The 17,283-nt window shown below is 68.2% G+C and carries 12 protein-coding genes; 5 read left to right on the top strand and 7 right to left on the bottom strand.

Annotation, left to right across the window (positions count from 1 at the left end):
• Positions 1 to 2 precede the first annotated feature (2 nt).
• From ACWDTI_RS07595 to ACWDTI_RS07585, 3 genes are all read right to left on the bottom strand, one after another.
• Positions 3 to 1,568 carry a DUF222 domain-containing protein gene (locus tag ACWDTI_RS07595; protein WP_449737452.1) on the bottom strand — a complete coding sequence of 522 codons (1,566 nt, stop codon included), beginning with the start codon at positions 1,566 to 1,568 and terminating at the stop codon, positions 3 to 5.
• 219 nt (positions 1,569 to 1,787) lie between these two features.
• Positions 1,788 to 2,573 carry an ABC transporter ATP-binding protein gene (locus ACWDTI_RS07590; RefSeq protein ID WP_449737737.1) on the bottom strand — a complete coding sequence of 262 codons (786 nt, stop codon included), beginning with the start codon at positions 2,571 to 2,573 and terminating at the stop codon, positions 1,788 to 1,790.
• Between the two features lie 188 nt (positions 2,574 to 2,761).
• Complete coding sequence (locus ACWDTI_RS07585; protein WP_449737451.1) at positions 2,762 to 3,565, bottom strand: purine-nucleoside phosphorylase; 804 nt, start codon at positions 3,563 to 3,565, stop codon at positions 2,762 to 2,764.
• Positions 3,566 to 3,757: 192 nt separating this feature from the next.
• Here ACWDTI_RS07585 and ACWDTI_RS07580 point away from each other — a divergent pair, with 192 nt between their 5' ends.
• Together ACWDTI_RS07580 and ACWDTI_RS07575 are read left to right on the top strand one after the other, a co-directional pair.
• Entirely contained in the window at positions 3,758 to 4,456 is a 699-nt protein-coding gene (locus ACWDTI_RS07580; RefSeq protein ID WP_449737450.1) for an enoyl-CoA hydratase/isomerase family protein, read from the top strand.
• Entirely contained in the window at positions 4,453 to 5,610 is a 1,158-nt protein-coding gene (locus ACWDTI_RS07575; protein ID WP_449737449.1) for an amidohydrolase, read from the top strand. The genes ACWDTI_RS07580 and ACWDTI_RS07575 overlap by 4 nt, the downstream gene beginning before the upstream one ends.
• 16 nt (positions 5,611 to 5,626) lie before the next feature.
• Here the strand turns inward: ACWDTI_RS07575 and ACWDTI_RS07570 are convergent, their stop codons facing one another.
• A complete protein-coding gene (locus ACWDTI_RS07570) occupies positions 5,627 to 6,109 on the bottom strand; it encodes a gamma-glutamylcyclotransferase (protein WP_449737448.1) in 483 nt (160 codons plus the stop codon).
• Positions 6,110 to 6,345: 236 nt separating this feature from the next.
• On the opposite strand from ACWDTI_RS07570, the gene ACWDTI_RS07565 reads away from it, so the two are divergent.
• Positions 6,346 to 7,749, top strand: coding sequence for an NAD(P)H-quinone dehydrogenase (locus ACWDTI_RS07565; protein ID WP_449737447.1), 1,404 nt, complete (start codon positions 6,346 to 6,348; stop codon positions 7,747 to 7,749).
• A 148-nt stretch (positions 7,750 to 7,897) separates the two neighbouring features.
• Here the strand turns inward: ACWDTI_RS07565 and glpK are convergent, their stop codons facing one another.
• The gene (gene glpK, locus ACWDTI_RS07560; protein ID WP_449737446.1) at positions 7,898 to 9,403 is read right to left on the bottom strand and encodes a glycerol kinase GlpK; all 1,506 of its coding nucleotides are present in this window, start codon (positions 9,401 to 9,403) and stop codon (positions 7,898 to 7,900) included.
• A gap of 55 nt (positions 9,404 to 9,458) precedes the next feature.
• Here glpK and ACWDTI_RS07555 point away from each other — a divergent pair, with 55 nt between their 5' ends.
• Both ACWDTI_RS07555 and ACWDTI_RS07550 read left to right on the top strand, forming a co-directional pair.
• Complete coding sequence (locus ACWDTI_RS07555; protein WP_449737445.1) at positions 9,459 to 11,201, top strand: glycerol-3-phosphate dehydrogenase/oxidase; 1,743 nt, start codon at positions 9,459 to 9,461, stop codon at positions 11,199 to 11,201.
• A 108-nt stretch (positions 11,202 to 11,309) separates the two neighbouring features.
• Positions 11,310 to 11,732, top strand: a complete 423-nt coding sequence (locus ACWDTI_RS07550; RefSeq protein ID WP_449737444.1) for a pyridoxamine 5'-phosphate oxidase family protein — start codon at positions 11,310 to 11,312, stop codon at positions 11,730 to 11,732.
• Positions 11,733 to 11,831: 99 nt separating this feature from the next.
• Here ACWDTI_RS07550 and ACWDTI_RS07545 read toward each other — a convergent pair whose 3' ends face one another.
• On the bottom strand, positions 11,832 to 12,599 hold the full coding sequence (locus ACWDTI_RS07545) for a DNA-formamidopyrimidine glycosylase family protein (protein WP_449737443.1): 768 nt from the start codon (positions 12,597 to 12,599) through the stop codon (positions 11,832 to 11,834).
• A complete protein-coding gene (locus ACWDTI_RS07540; protein ID WP_449737442.1) occupies positions 12,592 to 17,244 on the bottom strand; it encodes an ATP-dependent helicase in 4,653 nt (1,550 codons plus the stop codon). The genes ACWDTI_RS07545 and ACWDTI_RS07540 overlap by 8 nt, the downstream gene beginning before the upstream one ends.
• Between the last annotated feature and the right edge of the window lie 39 nt (positions 17,245 to 17,283).

The raw sequence follows: 17,283 nt of genomic DNA, 5'->3' as shown, positions 1-17,283 counted from the left end.
GGTCAGCTCACCCCGAGGTCGACGGTGTTGACGGTCCACCCCGATGAGATGAGTCGGGGGATGCGTCGACGTTCTTCGGGGTGCCCGGGCGGTCCGGTCGGGGTTTTGGGTTGGGTTGCGCCCGAACGATTCTGGGGTGGCCGTGGGTGATCACCCCGGCGCAGGTGACGGGCAAACGCCTCGGCCACCTCCCGGTTGCGATCCACCCGGACCCGCGCTCGCCCCTTCCCACGTCGCCCATTACGCGTCCAGGCGGGGCGTCCGGCATCGGGTCCGTCGGTGACGATGTGGGTCGACCACTGGCCCGGCTTGTCGCCGACCATCCGATTGTGGGTCGGGCAGGCCGCGGCCAGATCCTGGATGTCGGTGAGCCCGCCGTCTTTCCAATCCTGTTCGGCGTGATGCGCCTCGGTGCGGGTGAACGGCTGGGAGCAGCCCGGGCAGGTACAGGTGGCGCCGTCGCGGGCGAGCAGCATCATCCGCTGGGCCTGGCTGGCGAACCGGTTGGCCCGCCCCAGATACAACGGTTGGGCGGTGTGGTCGGCAAACACGGCGAGATGCTGCTGGGCTTCGGCCGCCAACTCGATCACGTCGGCGATCGGCAGGAGAGCCCCACCCGCGGTGGTCGCCACCCCGGCGCGTTCGCGCAGTTCGGTCTCGCTGATGGTGATGATCAGGTGTGGCGGCAACCCGCGGTGACTCTTGCCCAACAGCCCGCCGTCGGCGACCGCTTGGAGCAGGGCATGCAGGGCGTCGTGGTTGCGTTGCCCGGGCGTGCGGAGGTCCCGCTCGGCTGCCTGTTTGAGCACGTCGAGGTCGGCGTCGTCTTTGCTGCCCCGCGGTGACAGTTCGTCCTGGGGGTTGTTCATGCCGGGCGCTGCCCACGCGTCGAGCACCACATCCAGCAGCGCCCGGGTGACCGGGTCGAGTTGTCCTTCCAGGGTGCTCATCAACTGCGCGTCCTGTTTGGACAGGTGCAGGCTGCGGCGCCGCGCCCGGTCTTTGTCGTCGGTCAGGGCGCCGTCGGGGTCGAGGTGGGCCAGCAGGCGGGCACCGAGTGTGGTCAACTCTTTCGGGGTGTGCACTCGCGCGTAGTCGGCCATCAGCTCTTCGGCCGCCGCTCGTTGCTCGGCGTCGAGTGTGGTGGGGAGTTTGTCGAGCACGGTGATCACCGTGACCGCGTGGTCGACACCGATCGCGCCCTCGGCGTAGGCCTCGGCCAGGGTCGGGCATGGTGGGTCGAGCTTCTCCCCGCTCAGCGAGTGCAGGGCCAGCAGTGCCGCCATCTGCTTGCGGCGTCGGCCGGGGTCGGTGATCCGCAACCGGTCCACCATGAAATCGCTGAGGGACCGGTAGCCTTCCTCGGCGACGATGTTGCGGTCCGAACACTCCAGCAGCCGCTGCAACCCGTAGAAGCTCATCCGCCGCGCGGAGCGTTCATGGGTTTCGGCGACTGCCACGATCTCGTCGGAGGAGGCCGGGGTGGTGTCGACGGCGGCGATCCGATCGAGCAGGTCGTCGAGTTCGCGGTAGAGCCCGACAATCTCCGTGACGTTGCCGCTGGTCATCGAGCCTCCTCCCCAAGTCACTCGAACTGATGTTCGAAAGTCTACCGTATGTGCTGGTCAGGCGCAAGGGGGTGCGCGGGTTCGGACCCTTCGTGGGGGATCCCCGGCGAGCGAGGAACGAGCGCGTCGGAGGCGGTTGGCGCCTCGCACCTCAGGCAACGAAGAATCGGTTGGCCCCTGGCACCTCGGGCGTCGAAGAATCGGGTGGCGCGTCGCACCTCAGGGAGTGGGGGCGGTGGGTACGGGGGTCGGCTGGCCCGCCACCGCCGACCAGCGTCCATCCGCACGCCGCACAACGACGTCGTGATCGAAGCAGGTGCTGATCGTCGCCGAGGTGAGTGCGTCGTCGACGAGTCCCGAGGCGACGGTCACCCCGTCGCGCAGCAGCATCGCGTGGCTGGTGCTCATCGGCAGATCCTCGAGGTGATGGGTCACCAGCACGCTCGCGAGTTCCGGTACCTCCGAACGTAATTGGTCGATGCCGGTGAGCAGCTTCTCGCGGGCCGCGAGGTCGAGGCCGGTGGCCGGCTCGTCGAGCAACAGCAGCGCGGGCTGGGGCATGAGCGCGCGGGCGATCAGGGTGCGACCGCGCTCGCCCTGGCTCATCACCGGCCACACGGAGTCGCGGCGCGGCGTCATGCCGAGGAGGTCGAGCAGGTCGTCGGCGTGCCGATGTTCAGCCTCGGTGTAATGGTGGCGCCGGTCGAGTTCGGGGGTGTTGGTCAGACCGGTGAGCACCACCTCATGCGCGGTCAGGGGGATGTCGATGCGCCACCGCGGATCGACATGTCCGATGTGCGTGCGCAATTCACGCATGTCGACGCGGCCGAGTCGCTTGCCGAGCACGTCCACCGTTCCCGTCGTCGGATGGCCCCGGGCGCCGAGGATGGTCATCAGCGTCGATTTTCCGGCGCCGTTCGGACCGAGCAGTGCCCAGTGCTCGCCGGGTACGACACGCAGGCTGACGTCACGCAGCAGGTGACGGCCGCTGCGGACCACGTCGATCGATCCGGCATCGAGGACCGGAGTGACGGTTTCGGATGCGTCAGCTGAGTCTGATCGGGCTGAGTCTGACGGGGCGACGGTCACGGGTCCAGTATGCGATGTGGACGGGCGGCGGCCGGCAGCGGTTGTCAGCGCCGAGATGTTCAGCGTTCCGGTGTTCAGAGCCCGGCCGTTCAGAGCCCGGCTGCTCAGAGTTCGGCGACGATCGTCGCCAGCAACTCTCCCATCCGGGCCGCCGACGCCTGTCCGACCTCGAGTACCTCGGTGTGGCTGAGCGGTTCGCCGGTGATTCCGGCAGCGAGGTTGGTCACCAGCGAGACCCCCAGCACGTCGAGTCCGGCGGCGCGTGCGGCGATCGTTTCGTGGACCGTGGACATGCCGACCAGGTCTGCGCCGAGCGTGCGCAACATCCGGATCTCTGCCGGGGTCTCGTAGTGCGGGCCGGGCAGACCGGCGTAAACCCCTTCTGCCAGAGACGAATCCGCGTGCCGGGCGATCTCTCGCAGCCGCGGGGAGTACGCGTCCACGAGGTTCACGAACTGGGCGCCCTCGAGCGGGGAGCGGGCCGTCAGATTCAGGTGATCGGAGATGAGGACGGGCTGGCCGGCCGACATGTCGTCACGTAATCCGCCCGCGGCATTGGTCAGCACGATCGTGTGGGCGCCGGCCGCGGCCGCAGTGCGCACCGGATGGACGACCCGGGCCAGTGGGTGGCCCTCGTACGCGTGAATCCGACCGAGCAGGATCAGGACGCGACGGTCACCCACGTGCACCGAACGCACGGTTCCGCCATGGCCGGCCGCCTTGGGTGCGGAGAAGCCCGGCACCGACGCCATCGGCAGTGTCGCGATCGGTGCGCCGAACGCGTCCGCGGCCGGGGCCCAGCCGGATCCCAGGATCACCGCCACGTCATGCGCGGAGCAATCGGTTTCGGCGGCGATGGTCGCGGCGGCGGCGATCGCGGCGGCATCGGCATCGATGGTCGGGTCCATGGCACAACCTTAGTGGTGCTGTTCGCAGATTCGTCCGGGGTAATCGGTGGAGCGATGGGCGACTGGCAAGGCGGAGGAGTGGGCGATGACGGAGTCATCGTGATCGACGACGACGCGGCCAGTCGTGCATCGAACGCCGAAGACCCCCGGCTCCTTTACGGACAGGACCGGTTAGGGCGATAAGGTCGCACCATGCCGTTTCTCCGTTCCGCAGGTGATGTCAACGAGCTCTTTCTGGGAACCGAAGGTGTCGAACTCGATGAGGCCAACCCCGACAACCGGTTCCGGCTGGAGTGGATGGCCCAGGTGGGCGACCTCCTCGACACGGTGGCGGCCGAGCCGTCGAAGCCTCTGGTGATCACCGCGACCGGCAAGTTCTTCTCCAACGGCCTCGACACCGACTACGTCGCCGCCAACGCGAGCGGGTTGCCGCGCTATCTCGACCGCGTCCATGAGCTGTATGTCAAGGCGCTGACCCTGCCGGTGCCTACCGCCGCGGCCATCAACGGGCACGCGTTCGGTGCCGGCGCGATGCTCGCCCTGTGCGCCGACGTGCGGGTGATGCGGACCGATCGCGGATTCTGGTCGCTGCCAGAGGCTGCGTTGGGCATGCCCTTCACCCGCGGCATGGCCGCCCTCGTGCGCACGCGGCTCACCGATGCGACCGCGACCGAGGCCATGCTGACCAGTCGGCGGTACGGGGGCGACGCGGCAGCCGCCGCCGGAATCGTGGACGAGGCCGTCGACGCCGACAAGCTCGCTGCGCGTGCGGCCGAGCTGCTGGCCGATCGCGCCCCGCTGTCCGGTCCGAATATGGGTGCGATCAAGCGTGGTCTCCGGCAGCCGCTGATCGCCGACCTGGAGACCCAGACACCGGCGAGCGTGTTGTGAGCGACATCATCGGTGACTGGTGGGCGGCGCACGGCAAGGACGTCGTGCGGTGGCGGCGCCACATCCACGCCCATCCCGAGTTGTCGCGGCAGGAGGTCAACACCACCGAGATGGTGATGGCACAGCTGACCGCGGTCGGGCTCACGCCCCGCCGGTTGCCGCTGGGCACCGGGGTCGTGTGCGATCTCGGACCCGACGACGGGCCGCGGATCGCGTTGCGCGCCGACATGGATGCGTTGCCGATCGCCGAACACACCGGACTGTCGTTCACATCCACGGTCGAAGGGGTGTCGCACTCGTGCGGGCATGACGCCCACACCGCGATCCTGATGGGTGCCGCGTGTCTCCTCGCCTCGGTCGAATCGCTGCCGGTCGGGGTGCGGCTGATCTTCCAGCCGGCCGAGGAGGTGATGCCCGGCGGTGCGCTCGACGCGATCGCCGCGGGCGTGACCAACGGAGTCAGCAGAATCTTCGCCCTGCATTGCGATCCGCGCCTGCCGGTGGGATCGGTCGGCTTACGCGAGGGCGCCCTGACGTCGGCGGCCGACCACATCGACCTGCAGCTGCACTCGGCCGGGGGACATACGTCACGGCCGCACCTGACCGCGGATCTGGTGTATGCGATGGGCACGGTGATCGTCGCGCTGCCCGGAATCCTGTCCCGTCGTGTCGATCCGCGTTCGGGAACCATCATGGTCTGGGGGGCCGCCCACGCGGGCAACGCGCCCAACGCGATTCCGCAGGAAGGGCGCCTGCGTGGGACGGTCCGGACCGGTGACCACGCGACATGGGCGGAGCTGGAGCCGATGGTGCGAAGTGTCGTCGGCGAGTTGCTCGCGCCGCTCGGCGTCCGCTACGACCTCGCCTACTTCCGGGGCGTACCGCCCGTGGTCAACGAGGAGAAGGCCATCGACATGCTGCGCGACTCGGTCGCCGCGATCGGGCCCAACGCCGTCGCGGACACCCCGCAGTCACCGGGTGGCGAAGACTTCTCCTGGTACCTCGAGCACGTGCCGGGCGCGATGGGCCGCCTCGGCGTGTGGGACGGCATGGGGCCGCACGTGGATCTGCATCAGCCGAACTTCGACCTCGACGAGCGCGCGCTCGAAGTGGGTGTGCGCACCCTCGCCGGTGTCGTCCTGGGCCCGTCCTGAGTCGACTACCGCCGCATCACTGCTCGTCGGGACCGGGACCGGGACCCACGTTCCGCGATTCACGAAGCCGCAGCTCCTGGACGTATTCGGCCGGAGCGCCGGCGATCTCGGCGGCCTCGGCCATCACCCCGAGGTAGCGTGCCGACGGCAGGCCCCCCTCGAACGCGTCCAGGACATACAGCCACGCCAGCACCGGCCCGTCCGCGGTCTCCACCCGGGCGCGAAGCTTGACATGGATGCCGAGCTCGGAACCCTCCCAGCGGTCGAGGTTCTCCTCGTCCTCGCCCGTGACGTCGTAGAGCACGACGAAGACCTTCGCGTCGGGGTCGTCGCGGTCCTCGGTGACGGTCGCGAGCGAACCCTCCCACCCGATGTCGCCACCCCCGAACGTCAGGCGCCAACCGCGCAGCCACCCGGTCCCGGACATCGGAGAGTGTGGTGCACGCTCGGCCATCTGCTCGGGATGCATGTTGGACCCGTATGCGGCGTAGATGGGCATTAAGCCTCTGACCTGCACTTTCTCGACTTCCAGGCATTGGATTCAGGTGAATCGGGGGCCCGTTGGTTTCAGTTTCCGATTGATCGTATTACGCCTGCGCGTCGGGCACGCCATGCAGATGGCCGTGGGCGGTGCCCGGCGCCGCTGCGCTCGGTCCGTGCACCCGATGTCACCGAGGGGGACTAAGTTTGAGGTCGAGTTCTGCGCAGCCCGGCACCTTCAGACAGGAGTGCAGTGTGACCAAGATCGTGATCATCGGCGGCGGACCTGCCGGTTACGAAGCGGCCTTGGCCGCTGCCGCCTATGGTGCCGACATCACGGTGATCGATTCCGACGGTGTCGGCGGCGCGTGCGTCCTGTGGGATTGCGTGCCGTCGAAGACGTTCATCGCGTCGACCGGGATCCGCACCGAGGTGCGCCGAGCCAAAGACCTCGGCATCAACCTCAGCACCAGCGACGTGAACATCGCGCTCACGCAGATCCATCAACGTGTTCGCGACCTCGCCTTCGCGCAATCGGCCGACATCCGGTCACGGCTCGTCAGTGAGGGCGTGACGGTGTTGTCGGGACGTGCCGAACTCGACGCCCGCCACCTCGGTGTCTCTACGCACGGTGTCATCGCGCACCTCGACGACGGAACCACCGAACGCTACGACGGCGACGTGGTGCTGGTGGCGACCGGTGCGACACCGCGCATCCTGCCCGACGCGCAGCCCGACGGCGAACGCATCCTCACGTGGCGGCAGCTCTACGACCTCGACGCGCTGCCCGAGCATCTGATCGTGGTCGGCTCGGGTGTCACGGGCGCGGAGTTCGTGCACGCCTACAGCGAACTCGGTGTCAAGGTCACGCTCGTGTCGAGCCGCGACCGCGTGCTGCCCCACGAGGACGAGGACGCGGCGCTGGTGCTCGAGGACGCCCTCGCCGAGCGCGGTGTCGAGCTGATCAAACACGCACGGGCCGACAAGGTTGAGCGACAAGGGGATTCGGTGGTGGCCTACCTGGCCGACGGCACCACCGTGACCGGATCGCACGTGTTGATGACGGTGGGTTCGGTGCCCAACACGACCGGCTTGGGTCTCGACCGTGCGGGGGTGGAGGTGGGCAAGGGCGGCTACATCACCGTCGATCGCGTGTCCCGGACATCGGTGCCGGGCGTCTACGCGGCGGGTGACTGCACCGGCCTGCTGCCACTGGCGTCGGTGGCTGCCATGCAGGGGCGCATCGCGATGTACCACGCACTCGGTGAGGGTGTCAGCCCGATCAAGCTGAAAACCGTTGCGTCCGCGATCTTTACGCGGCCCGAGATCGCGACCGTGGGGGTGTCGCAGAAGGCGATCGACGCCGGCGAATACCCCGCGCGGACCGTGATGCTGCCGTTGGCCACCAATCCGCGCGCCAAGATGAGCGGACTGCGCCGCGGCTTCGTGAAGATCTTCTGCCGTCCGGCGACCGGTGTGGTGATCGGTGGCGTGGTGGTCGCCCCCAACGCGTCGGAGCTGATCCTGCCGATCGCGTTGGCCGTCCAGAACAAGTTGATGGTTTCCGATCTCGCGCAGACGTTTTCGGTCTACCCGTCGCTGTCCGGGTCCATCACCGAGGCCGCGCGTCAGCTGGTACGGCACGACGACCTGGACTGAGCGGCGGGGTGCTCACGCTGACCGGAGGTTGGTGAGGCGGACTTGTGTTGGCGCGCCCGAAACATCCGGCGCACCTGCACAAAGCCGCCGCACGGGCGTCGGTCACCCGAGCCGCAACCCGACGCTCATGGCCAGCTGAGCCGGCGACTCACGCCAGGTCGAGGCTGTGCTCGACCGCCCGGTTCCAGCCGGTGTAGAGCCGATCCCGCTCGTCGTCGGACATCCGCGGGTCCCACTGCTTGTCCTGCGCCCAGTTGTCGCGGATCTCGTCTTCGGACTCCCAGTAGCCGACGGCGAGCCCGGCAGCGTATGCGGCACCGAGTGCCGTGGTCTCGCTGACGACGGGCCGGACCACCGGCACGCCGAGGATGTCGGCCTGGAACTGCATCAGGAGTTCGTTGACCACCATGCCGCCGTCGACCTTGAGGGTCGACAGTGCCACACCGGAGTCGGCCTGCATCGCCTCGATCACCTCACGCGTCTGGAAAGCACTGGCCTCCAACGCGGCTCGCGCCAGGTGGCCCTTGTTGACAAACCGCGTCAGCCCGACGATGACGCCACGGGCGTCCGGTCGCCAGCGCGGGGCGAACAGGCCGGAGAATGCCGGGACGAAATAGGCGCCGCCGTTGTCGTCCACCTCGGCGGCGAGCGTCTCGATCTCGGAGGCATGCGAGATCAGGCCCAGATTGTCACGCATCCACTGCACCAGCGACCCGGTGACGGCGATCGATCCCTCCAGCGCGTAGCGGGCGTCCTGCTCGCCGATCCGGTAGCAGACGGTGGTCAGGAGTCCGTGATCGCTGAAGACCGGTTCGGTTCCGGTGTTGAGGAGCAGGAAGTTGCCGGTGCCGTAGGTGTTCTTCGCCTCGCCGGGGCTCAGGCAGGCCTGCCCGAAGGTTGCCGCCTGCTGGTCGCCGAGGATGCCGGCCAGCGGGACACCGGCCATCGACCCGTGCTCCCGCATGGGTGCGTAGACCTCGGAGGAGCTGCGGATCTCCGGGAGCAGCGCGGTGGGCACACCCATCTCGGCGCAGATCTCGTCATCCCACTGCAAGGAGCGCAGATCCATCAGCATCGTCCGCGACGCATTGGTGACGTCGGTGATGTGCACGCCGCCGTCCGGGCCCCCGGTGGCGTTCCAGGCGATCCACGAATCCATTGTGCCGAAACAGAGTTCACCCGCCTCGGCGCGCTCGCGGGCGCCGTCGACGTTGTCGAGCAACCAGCGGATCTTGGGGCCGGCGAAGTAGGTGGACAGCGGCAGTCCGGTGCGGTCGCGGTATCGGCCGACACCGTGGTCGCCCGCGAGTTCGTCGCACAGGGGACTGGTTCGGGTGTCCTGCCACACGATCGCGTTGTGGATCGGTTCGCCGGTCGCCCGATCCCAGATGACCGTGGTCTCGCGCTGGTTGGTCAGACCGCACGCCGCGATCTCGGCGGCCTCCAGATCCGCGGACGCCAGCGCGGACGCGACCACTCGTCGCGTGTTGCGCCAGATCTCCGCGGCATCGTGCTCCACCCAGCCGGCCCGCGGAAAGATCTGCCGGTGTTCGAGTTGTTCGGTGCTGACCACCCGTCCCCGGCGATCGAAGATCATCGCCCGCGTCGAGGTGGTGCCCTGATCGATGGCTGCGACATACGTTGCACTACCCACGCCGGACAGTGTCGCACGCTGTGGGTCTGTCCAAGATCAATTAGGGTGAGCAATCATGAACACCGAGTTCAATCCCGACCGACCCGCGGATATGGGACCGCTCTATCGCGCGGAGGCGTGGCGTCGGCTGGGCAGTGAACAATTCGACATCGTCGTGGTCGGCGGCGGCGTGGTCGGGGTGGGTGCCGCGCTCGACGCCGCGACCCGTGGGTTGCGGGTGGCGCTGGTCGAGGCGCGAGACATTGCCTCGGGGACCTCGAGCCGGTCGTCGAAGATGTTCCACGGTGGGTTGCGCTACCTCGAACAACTCGAATTCGGTCTGGTCCGTGAGGCATTGCGTGAGCGGGAGCTCTCGCTGCGGTTCCTCGCGCCACACCTCGTCAAGCCGCTGCCGTTCCTGTATCCGCTCACCCGCCGAGTCTGGGAACGGCCGTACGTGGCGGCCGGGCTGTTCCTCTACGACCAGATGGGTGGCTCGAAATCCGTTCCCGGGCAACAACACGTCACACGCGCCGGCGCATTGCGGGTGGTGCCGGCACTCAAACGGAATTCGCTGATCGGCGGTATCCGCTACTACGACACCGTGGTCGACGACGCGCGCCATTGCCTCACCGTCGCCCGCACGGCGGCCAATTACGGTGCGGTGATCCGGACTTCGACGCAGGTGGTCGGGTTCATCAAGGAGTCGGACCGTGTGCTCGGTGTGCGCGTACGTGATTCGGAGAACGGCGAAGTCGCCGAGGTGCGCGCCCACTGCGTGATCAACGCCGCCGGGGTGTGGACCGACGAGGTTCAGGCGCTGTCGAAACAGCGGGGGCACTTCAGGGTTCGTGCCTCCAAGGGGGTGCACATCGTGGTGCCCCGGGACCGGATCGTCAGCGAGACCGCGATCATTCTGCGGACCACCAGCTCGGTGCTGTTCGTGATCCCGTGGGAGACGCACTGGATCATCGGCACCACCGACACCGACTGGAATCTCGATCTGGCCCATCCGGCGGCCACCCGTGCCGACATCGACTACATCCTCGAACGGGTCAACGAGGTCCTGGTGACCAAACTGAACCACGATGACATAGAAGGTGTGTACGCCGGACTCCGTCCGCTGCTGGCCGGGGAGGACGACGAGACGTCCAAACTGTCGCGGGAACACGCAGTGGCCACCGTCGCGCCTGGGCTCGTCGCGATCGCCGGCGGCAAATACACCACCTACCGGGTGATGGCGGCCGATGCGGTCGACGCGTGCAACGACTTCATCCCGACCCGGGTGGCGCCGTCGATCACCGAACGGGTGCCCCTTCTCGGTGCCGACGGCTACTTCGCGCTGATCAATCAGTGTGAGCACCTCGGGCAGCGATTTGGTCTGCACCCGTATCGGATTCGTCGTCTGCTCAACCGCTACGGATCGTTGATCGACGATGTGCTGTACTACGCCGACAGCGATCCGTCGCTGCTCGCACCGCTCGCCGCGGCCCCGCAGTATCTGCGCGTCGAGATCGTCTACGCCGCAATCGACGAGGCCGCGTTGCACCTCGAGGACGTGCTGGCCCGCCGCACCCGCATCGCCATCGAGTACGCGCATCGGGGCGTCGATTGCGCCGCGGAGGTCGCCGAACTGCTCGGGTCGGTGCTGGGATGGACCGACGAGGAAACCGCGTTCGAGGTGGCCACCTACATCGCCCGCGTGGAGGCCGAGATCGCTTCACAGCGGCAACCCGACGACGCGTCCGCGGATGCCCTGCGCGCCGCGGCGCCGGAGGCGCGGCCGGAGATCCTGGAGCCGGTACCGGTGCCGGAGTGAAAGGTCGTTGTCGCTGTGTCAGTGAAAAGCTATGTCAGGGCTGGGACCTTGGACTCTGGTCCCTCTAGGCTTCAGGAGGAACAATGAACTATGGCAGAAGGACAGATCATGGTTGAGAATCCAGTGCAGGAACTCGCCGTGGAGGAGGCCTGGAAGCTGCTGGCCACCGTCACACTCGGGCGAATCGCGTTGAGCGTCGACGGTCAGCCGGACATTTTCCCGGTCAACTTCTATGCGGGTGAGGGCAGGATCGTCTTCCGCACCGGCGAGGGCACCAAGCTCACCGAGCTGGTGGTCAACGAGCGTGTCGCCTTTGAGGCCGACGATCACTCCGACGCGGGTGGTTGGAGTGTCGTCTCGAAAGGTACTGCTCGCGTGCTGGTTTCGGGCCATGACATCGCCGCTGCCGACGAGTTGCCGCTGCATCCGTGGATTCCCACGATGAAGTACAACTACGTCGAGATCTCGGTCACCGAGATCAGCGGTCGGCGATTCCTGTTCGGTCCAGAGCCGGAACGGTACCCGGTCTAGGGTGTGTTTCCCGCGCAGAAGCAACGGGAAACGCACCCCCATCGGGGGCGGGTATCGCGCTGGCTGCCGCCTCGCGATCCGCTGCGAGTCCGACGTGTGTCACGTCTGACACCGTGGACAGAAGTAGATGACGCGTTCATCGCCGGTCGAGCCGAGTTGTTCTCGCTCGACCGGCGTTTGGCATCTCCGGCACCACTGTCCACGCCGTCCGTAGACCCACGTGCGTGCGTTCGGAGCGGTGCTTCCGGTCGTGGTACGCGCGCTCCGCAACCGATTCGACCACAGCAACCGTCGCGACAGGTCCACCATGGGCACGAGGTCGACGTCACGCACCGGCCGGGTCGGCAGCACGCCACGCAGGAAACAGATCTCGCTCCGGTACACGTTGCCGATCCCCGCCAGATTGCGCTGATCCAACAGCGCTGCGCCGATCTCTCGATCCGGATCGCCGGCCAATCGTCGTACCGCTTCGGCCGCATCCCAGTTGTCCGCCAACAGATCCGGGCCCAGGTGGGCAAGCGCGCCGTCCGGATCGGTCAGCACCTCGAGGATGCCGAGATCGAAGCCGACGGCCTCCTGCCCGTTGGCGCGCAGCACGATTCGCGCCTGAAACGCGGGACGGCGCCACCGTTGGCCGACGCGCTGCACATGCCAGGCACCCTCCATCTTGAGATGGGAATGAATGCTCACGTCACCGACGTCGATCATCAGATGCTTGCCCACCGATCGCACCCCGGTCACCTCGCGGCCGGACAGGTCGACGGTGGCCAGCGACGGAATCCGGAACTGGCAGTGGTCGATACGGTGACCGGCCAGTGCGGTGCGCAGCAGTGCGGCCGTCGCATAGACGGTGTCGCCCTCAGGCATGGGTACCGTAGCGTAACCGGATGCCGCGCGGTGTCGTCGCGAACCCGGCGGCGACCAGCGTCTTACCGAAATCACTGCTCAGTGAGGGTTGACCGTCGATCTGATCGACCATCAGCCGCGAGACCCGTCCCGAGCGGACCACGGTGGCCAACGCGCCGGCTGCCGCCTGGGTTGCGGACTCCCGGTCGCTGAAGGTGAGGATGGTCTTGCCGCCGCGTTCGACGAACGCCACGAGTTCGCCATCCACCAGCACGACGAGCGCGCCGGGCTTGCGGCCGGGCCGGTGGCCGCTGTCGGGTTCCCGCGAGGTCGGCCAATCCAGTGCCGCACCAAAGGGATTCGCCGGGTCGGTGGCGGCCAGGACGATCGCGCGTCCGGTGTGGTGACGGTCCAACAGGGCGTGACCTCGCAGCACGTCGACCTGCGACGGCGACGCGAACTGGGCGCCGCCGAGGCCGTCGACATAGTAGCCGCGACGAATCTGCCCGCTGTCCTCGAAGATGTTGAGCGCCTTGTAGATCCGCGCGAAACCGCCGACCACATCCTCGGCGGTCACACTGCCGCGGGTCACCACGCCGTAGCGGGCGAGCAACTGGTCGCAGAGTGCCTGCGTGGCCACCGTCGGATCGATCTCGGTGCGCGGCAACAAGAACCACCGGCCACCGGCGGTGGGCGCCACCGTGCCGTGCAATCCCTGTTCGGCGAGATAGCGAGTGGACAATCGCTGCGGACGCAGCCGGGGCGCACGGCCACGAGACCGGTGCGCCGGCAGGGACTTCGGTGCCGACGGCGTGCGTCGCGGCGTGATAGCCGCCCGAAGCGGCGCGAACGAATCGTTACTCACCCAGCCCGCCCAGACCAGATCCCACAGCGCCGCCTCGACGTCCGACATGGACGGTGGCGTGCCGTCGTCACCGGTGGCGGCGTCCACGATCTGGGTGAATCGCAGCGCGCCACCGGGTTCCAGCGTTGCCAGGACACGCGAGTGCAGCGGCGTCAGGTCGATCTCGTCCGGTGGGGGGACGGTCAGCGGGGCCACGTCGGCGGTGTGCAGACTGATCCACCCGTCCGATCCGCCGATCCGTCCGTGTGCCGACCACACCACGTCGCCGGAGGCGAGCAACTCGTCGAGCATCGTGGGGGCGTAGTCGGCGACGCGTGCGGGCAGCACCAGCGATTCCCACGCCGACGCGGGCATCGGGTAACCGGCCAGCTGATCGACGACGGTGTCCACCGCGTCGACGCCCCGGAGTGGCTCGTCGGTCCCGACGTGCTGCCACGAGGTCAGGAACCGTGTGAACACGTCGGTGCCCACCGGCTCCACCTCGGCGCGACTCGAGGCAAGTGATCCGCGGCGGATCTGACCGAGCACGTCGGCGTGACACCACTGCGTGCTTCGGGATCCGGTCGGGCCGGCGCTGTCCGGCAGGAAGTCGCCCTCGACGACACGGCGGTCGCCGGCGAGTCGGGTGAGCGTGTCACGCACCACGGCACTGGCCATGCCGAGGGCTTCGGTGGCGTCGGCGAGGGTGAACGGGCCGTGGGTGCGGGCATACCGGCTCACCAGATCGCCGACCGGGTCCGGCACCTCCTCCAAGAAGGCGGCCGGAATACCCAGCGGCGCAGGAACTCCCAGCGCATCCCGAAGCCGCGCGGTGTCCTCGACCGATGCCCACAGCGGCTGCCCGCGGTGCTTGACGGAGATGATCCGACCGGAACGGTGCAAGTCCGTCAGGATTTCGAGTGCCGGTTCGTCACCGCGGTAGCGGTCGTCGACATCCTCGCTGGTCAACGGGCCCAGCCAGCGCAACAGGTCGACGACGTCCTCGGCATCGCGCGCCTGGCGCTCGGGTGCCAGCCGCTGCAGGCGTGCGATGACCTCGGCGATGATCGCCGGGTCGAGCAGTTCACGCAGGTCGACCCGGCCGAGGAGTTGGGCGAGCAGGCTGGTGTCGAGTGACAGTGCCGCCGCACGGCGTTCGGCGAGCGGGGCGTCGTCGGCGTACATGAACGCCCCCACGTAGCCGAACAGCATCGACGCCGCGAACGGTGACGGGCTCGGTGTCTCCGTCTCGACGACACGCACCCGGCGCTGCCGGATGCGGGTCAGCAGGTCGATGAGCGCGGGCAGATCGTAGACGTCCTGCAGACATTCCCGCACCGCCTCCAACACGATCGGGAAGTCAGGGAATTGCGAAGCGACGGAAAGCAGTTGGGCACTTCGTTGCCGCTGCTGCCAGAGCGGGGCGCGGCGGCCGGGATCGCGGCGCGGCAGCAGCAGGGCGCGGGCGGCGCATTCGCGGAACCGTGAGGCGAACATCGACGAATCCGCCAGGGCGTCGGTGACCAGTTGCTCGATCTCGTCCGGATCGATCACGAACACCGAGGCGCCGGGCGGATCGTCGTCGGTGTCGGGGAGTCGCACGATGATGCCGTCGTCGGACGCGGTGGTCGCGCCCTCGAGGCCGAGGGTGGCCGCAAGTCGCCCGGAAATCGCGCTGGCCCACGGTGCGTGGACACGTAAACCGTAGGGGGAGTGGAGAATGAGTCGCCAGTCGCCGAGTTCGTCGCGGAAACGCTCCACCACGAGGGTGCGGTCGGTCGGCAGGTATCCGGTGGCGTCGCGTTGCTCGGTGATGAGTGCGGCCAGGTTGTCACGGGCGAACTCGGTCAGCCCGAGCCGCTCGGCGTGCGCGGTCAGTACCTCCGGGTCGGCGACCGCGCCGGTGAATTTGCCGATGGCCGCACCCAATTCGGCCGGCCGGCCCACCGAGTCGCCGATCCAGAACGGCAACCGTCCCGGCTGTCCGGGTGCCGGTGTCACCAGGACGCGATCGTGGGTGATGTCCTCGATCCGCCAGCTCGTCGCACCGAGCGCGAAGACGTCACCCACCCGCGACTCGTAGACCATCTCCTCGTCGAGCTCCCCGACGCGGGTCGACTTCTCACCGACCATGAAGACGCCGAACAGTCCGCGATCGGGGATCGACCCGCCGGAGGTGACCGCCAGGCGTTGCGCACCACGGCGGCCGACCAGCGTGCCGGTGTCGCGATCCCACGTGACCCGCGGGCGCAACTCGGCGAACTCGTCGGACGGGAACCGTCCGGACAGGAGGTCGAGCGTCGCCTCGTACACGCCGCGGGAGAGTTCCCGGTACGGCGCCGCACGGCGGACCAGGCCGAACCACTCCTCGACGTCGAGATCGTCGATGGAGGCCGCCGCGATGGTCTGCTGCGCCAGGATGTCCAGCGGATTCTGCGGGACCCGCAGTTCCTCGATCGCACCGTCGAGCATCCGTTCCACGACCACGGTGCAGTGAATGAGGTCGGTGCGGTGTTTGGGGAACAGCACACCCTGACTGATCTCGCCGACCTGGTGGCCGGCCCGGCCGATGCGCTGCAGACCGCTTGCCGCCGACGGGGGCGCCTCGACCTGGATCACCAGATCCACCGCGCCCATGTCGATGCCGAGTTCCAGCGAGCTCGTCGCCACCACGCAGGCGAGCCGTCCCGCCTTGAGGTCGTCCTCGATCTCGGCGCGTTGCTCCTTGCTCACCGACCCGTGGTGGGCGCGTGCGAGGACCGGGTCGGCGCCGGCGCTGGCCCCACTGGCCATCACGAACGCCGGTGAGCCGCCGGGCACCCGTGGATTCGGCGCCGCCTCGACGGCGGTGCCGTGCCGTTCGGCGTGGATCTCGTTGAGCCGCGCGGTGAGTCGCTCGGCGAGCCGTCGGGAGTTGGCGAACACGATGGTCGCGCGGTTCTTCTCGATCAGGTCGACGATCGAGTTCTCCACGTACGGCCACAGCGACCCGGCGGTGGGGGAGAACGCGTCGTCGAGGTCGTCACCGGCGCCGTTGGAATTGGGCCCGCTCGCTCCGCTCCCGGCGCCCGCGGGTGGGGGGATGTTGGCCATGTCCTCCACCGGTACGTCGACGCGCAGATCGAAGGTCTTGGCGGCGGGCGGCTTCACCACCGTGCACGGGGCCGCGCCGCTGAGGAATCCGGCGACCACGTCCGGGGGGCGCACCGTCGCCGACAAGCCGATCCGCTGTGCCGGCTTGTCCAGCAGCGCGTCGAGACGTTCGAGCGTCAGCGCGAGGTGGGTGCCCCGCTTGGTCGCCGCGACGGCATGGACCTCGTCGACGATGACCGTGTCGACATCCGTCAGGGTCTCGCGAGCTGCCGACGTCAGCATCAGGTACAGCGACTCGGGCGTGGTGATCAGGATGTCCGGCGGCGTCTTGACCAGCGAGCGCCGCTGGGCCGCCGGCGTGTCGCCGGACCGGACGCCGACGGTGATGTTGGGTTCGCGCACGTCGAGTTCCTGCGCGGCGCGGGTGATGCCGGTCAGTGGCGCGCGGAGGTTGCGCTCGACGTCGACGGCCAGCGCCTTGAGAGGCGAGATGTAGACGACGCGGGTGCCGTGTCGGCGATCCTCGTCGGCCGACAAACGGTCGAGCGCCCACAGGAACGCCGACAGCGTCTTGCCCGATCCGGTGGGTGCGATTACCAGGGTGTTGTTGCCGTCGGCGATCGATGTCCAGGCACCCGATTGCGCCGCGGTCGGCTCGGTGAACGCGCCGGTGAACCACCGCCGGGTGGGAGCGGTGAAACGGTCGAGGACGGACACCTTTCGGGGCACTGTGCCATCATCCCCCAGACGTCCGACAACCCTGGGTAT

This window comes from Gordonia sp. NPDC003424, assembly GCF_053588655.1.
This window is presented reverse-complemented; position numbering and strand designations above follow the sequence as displayed.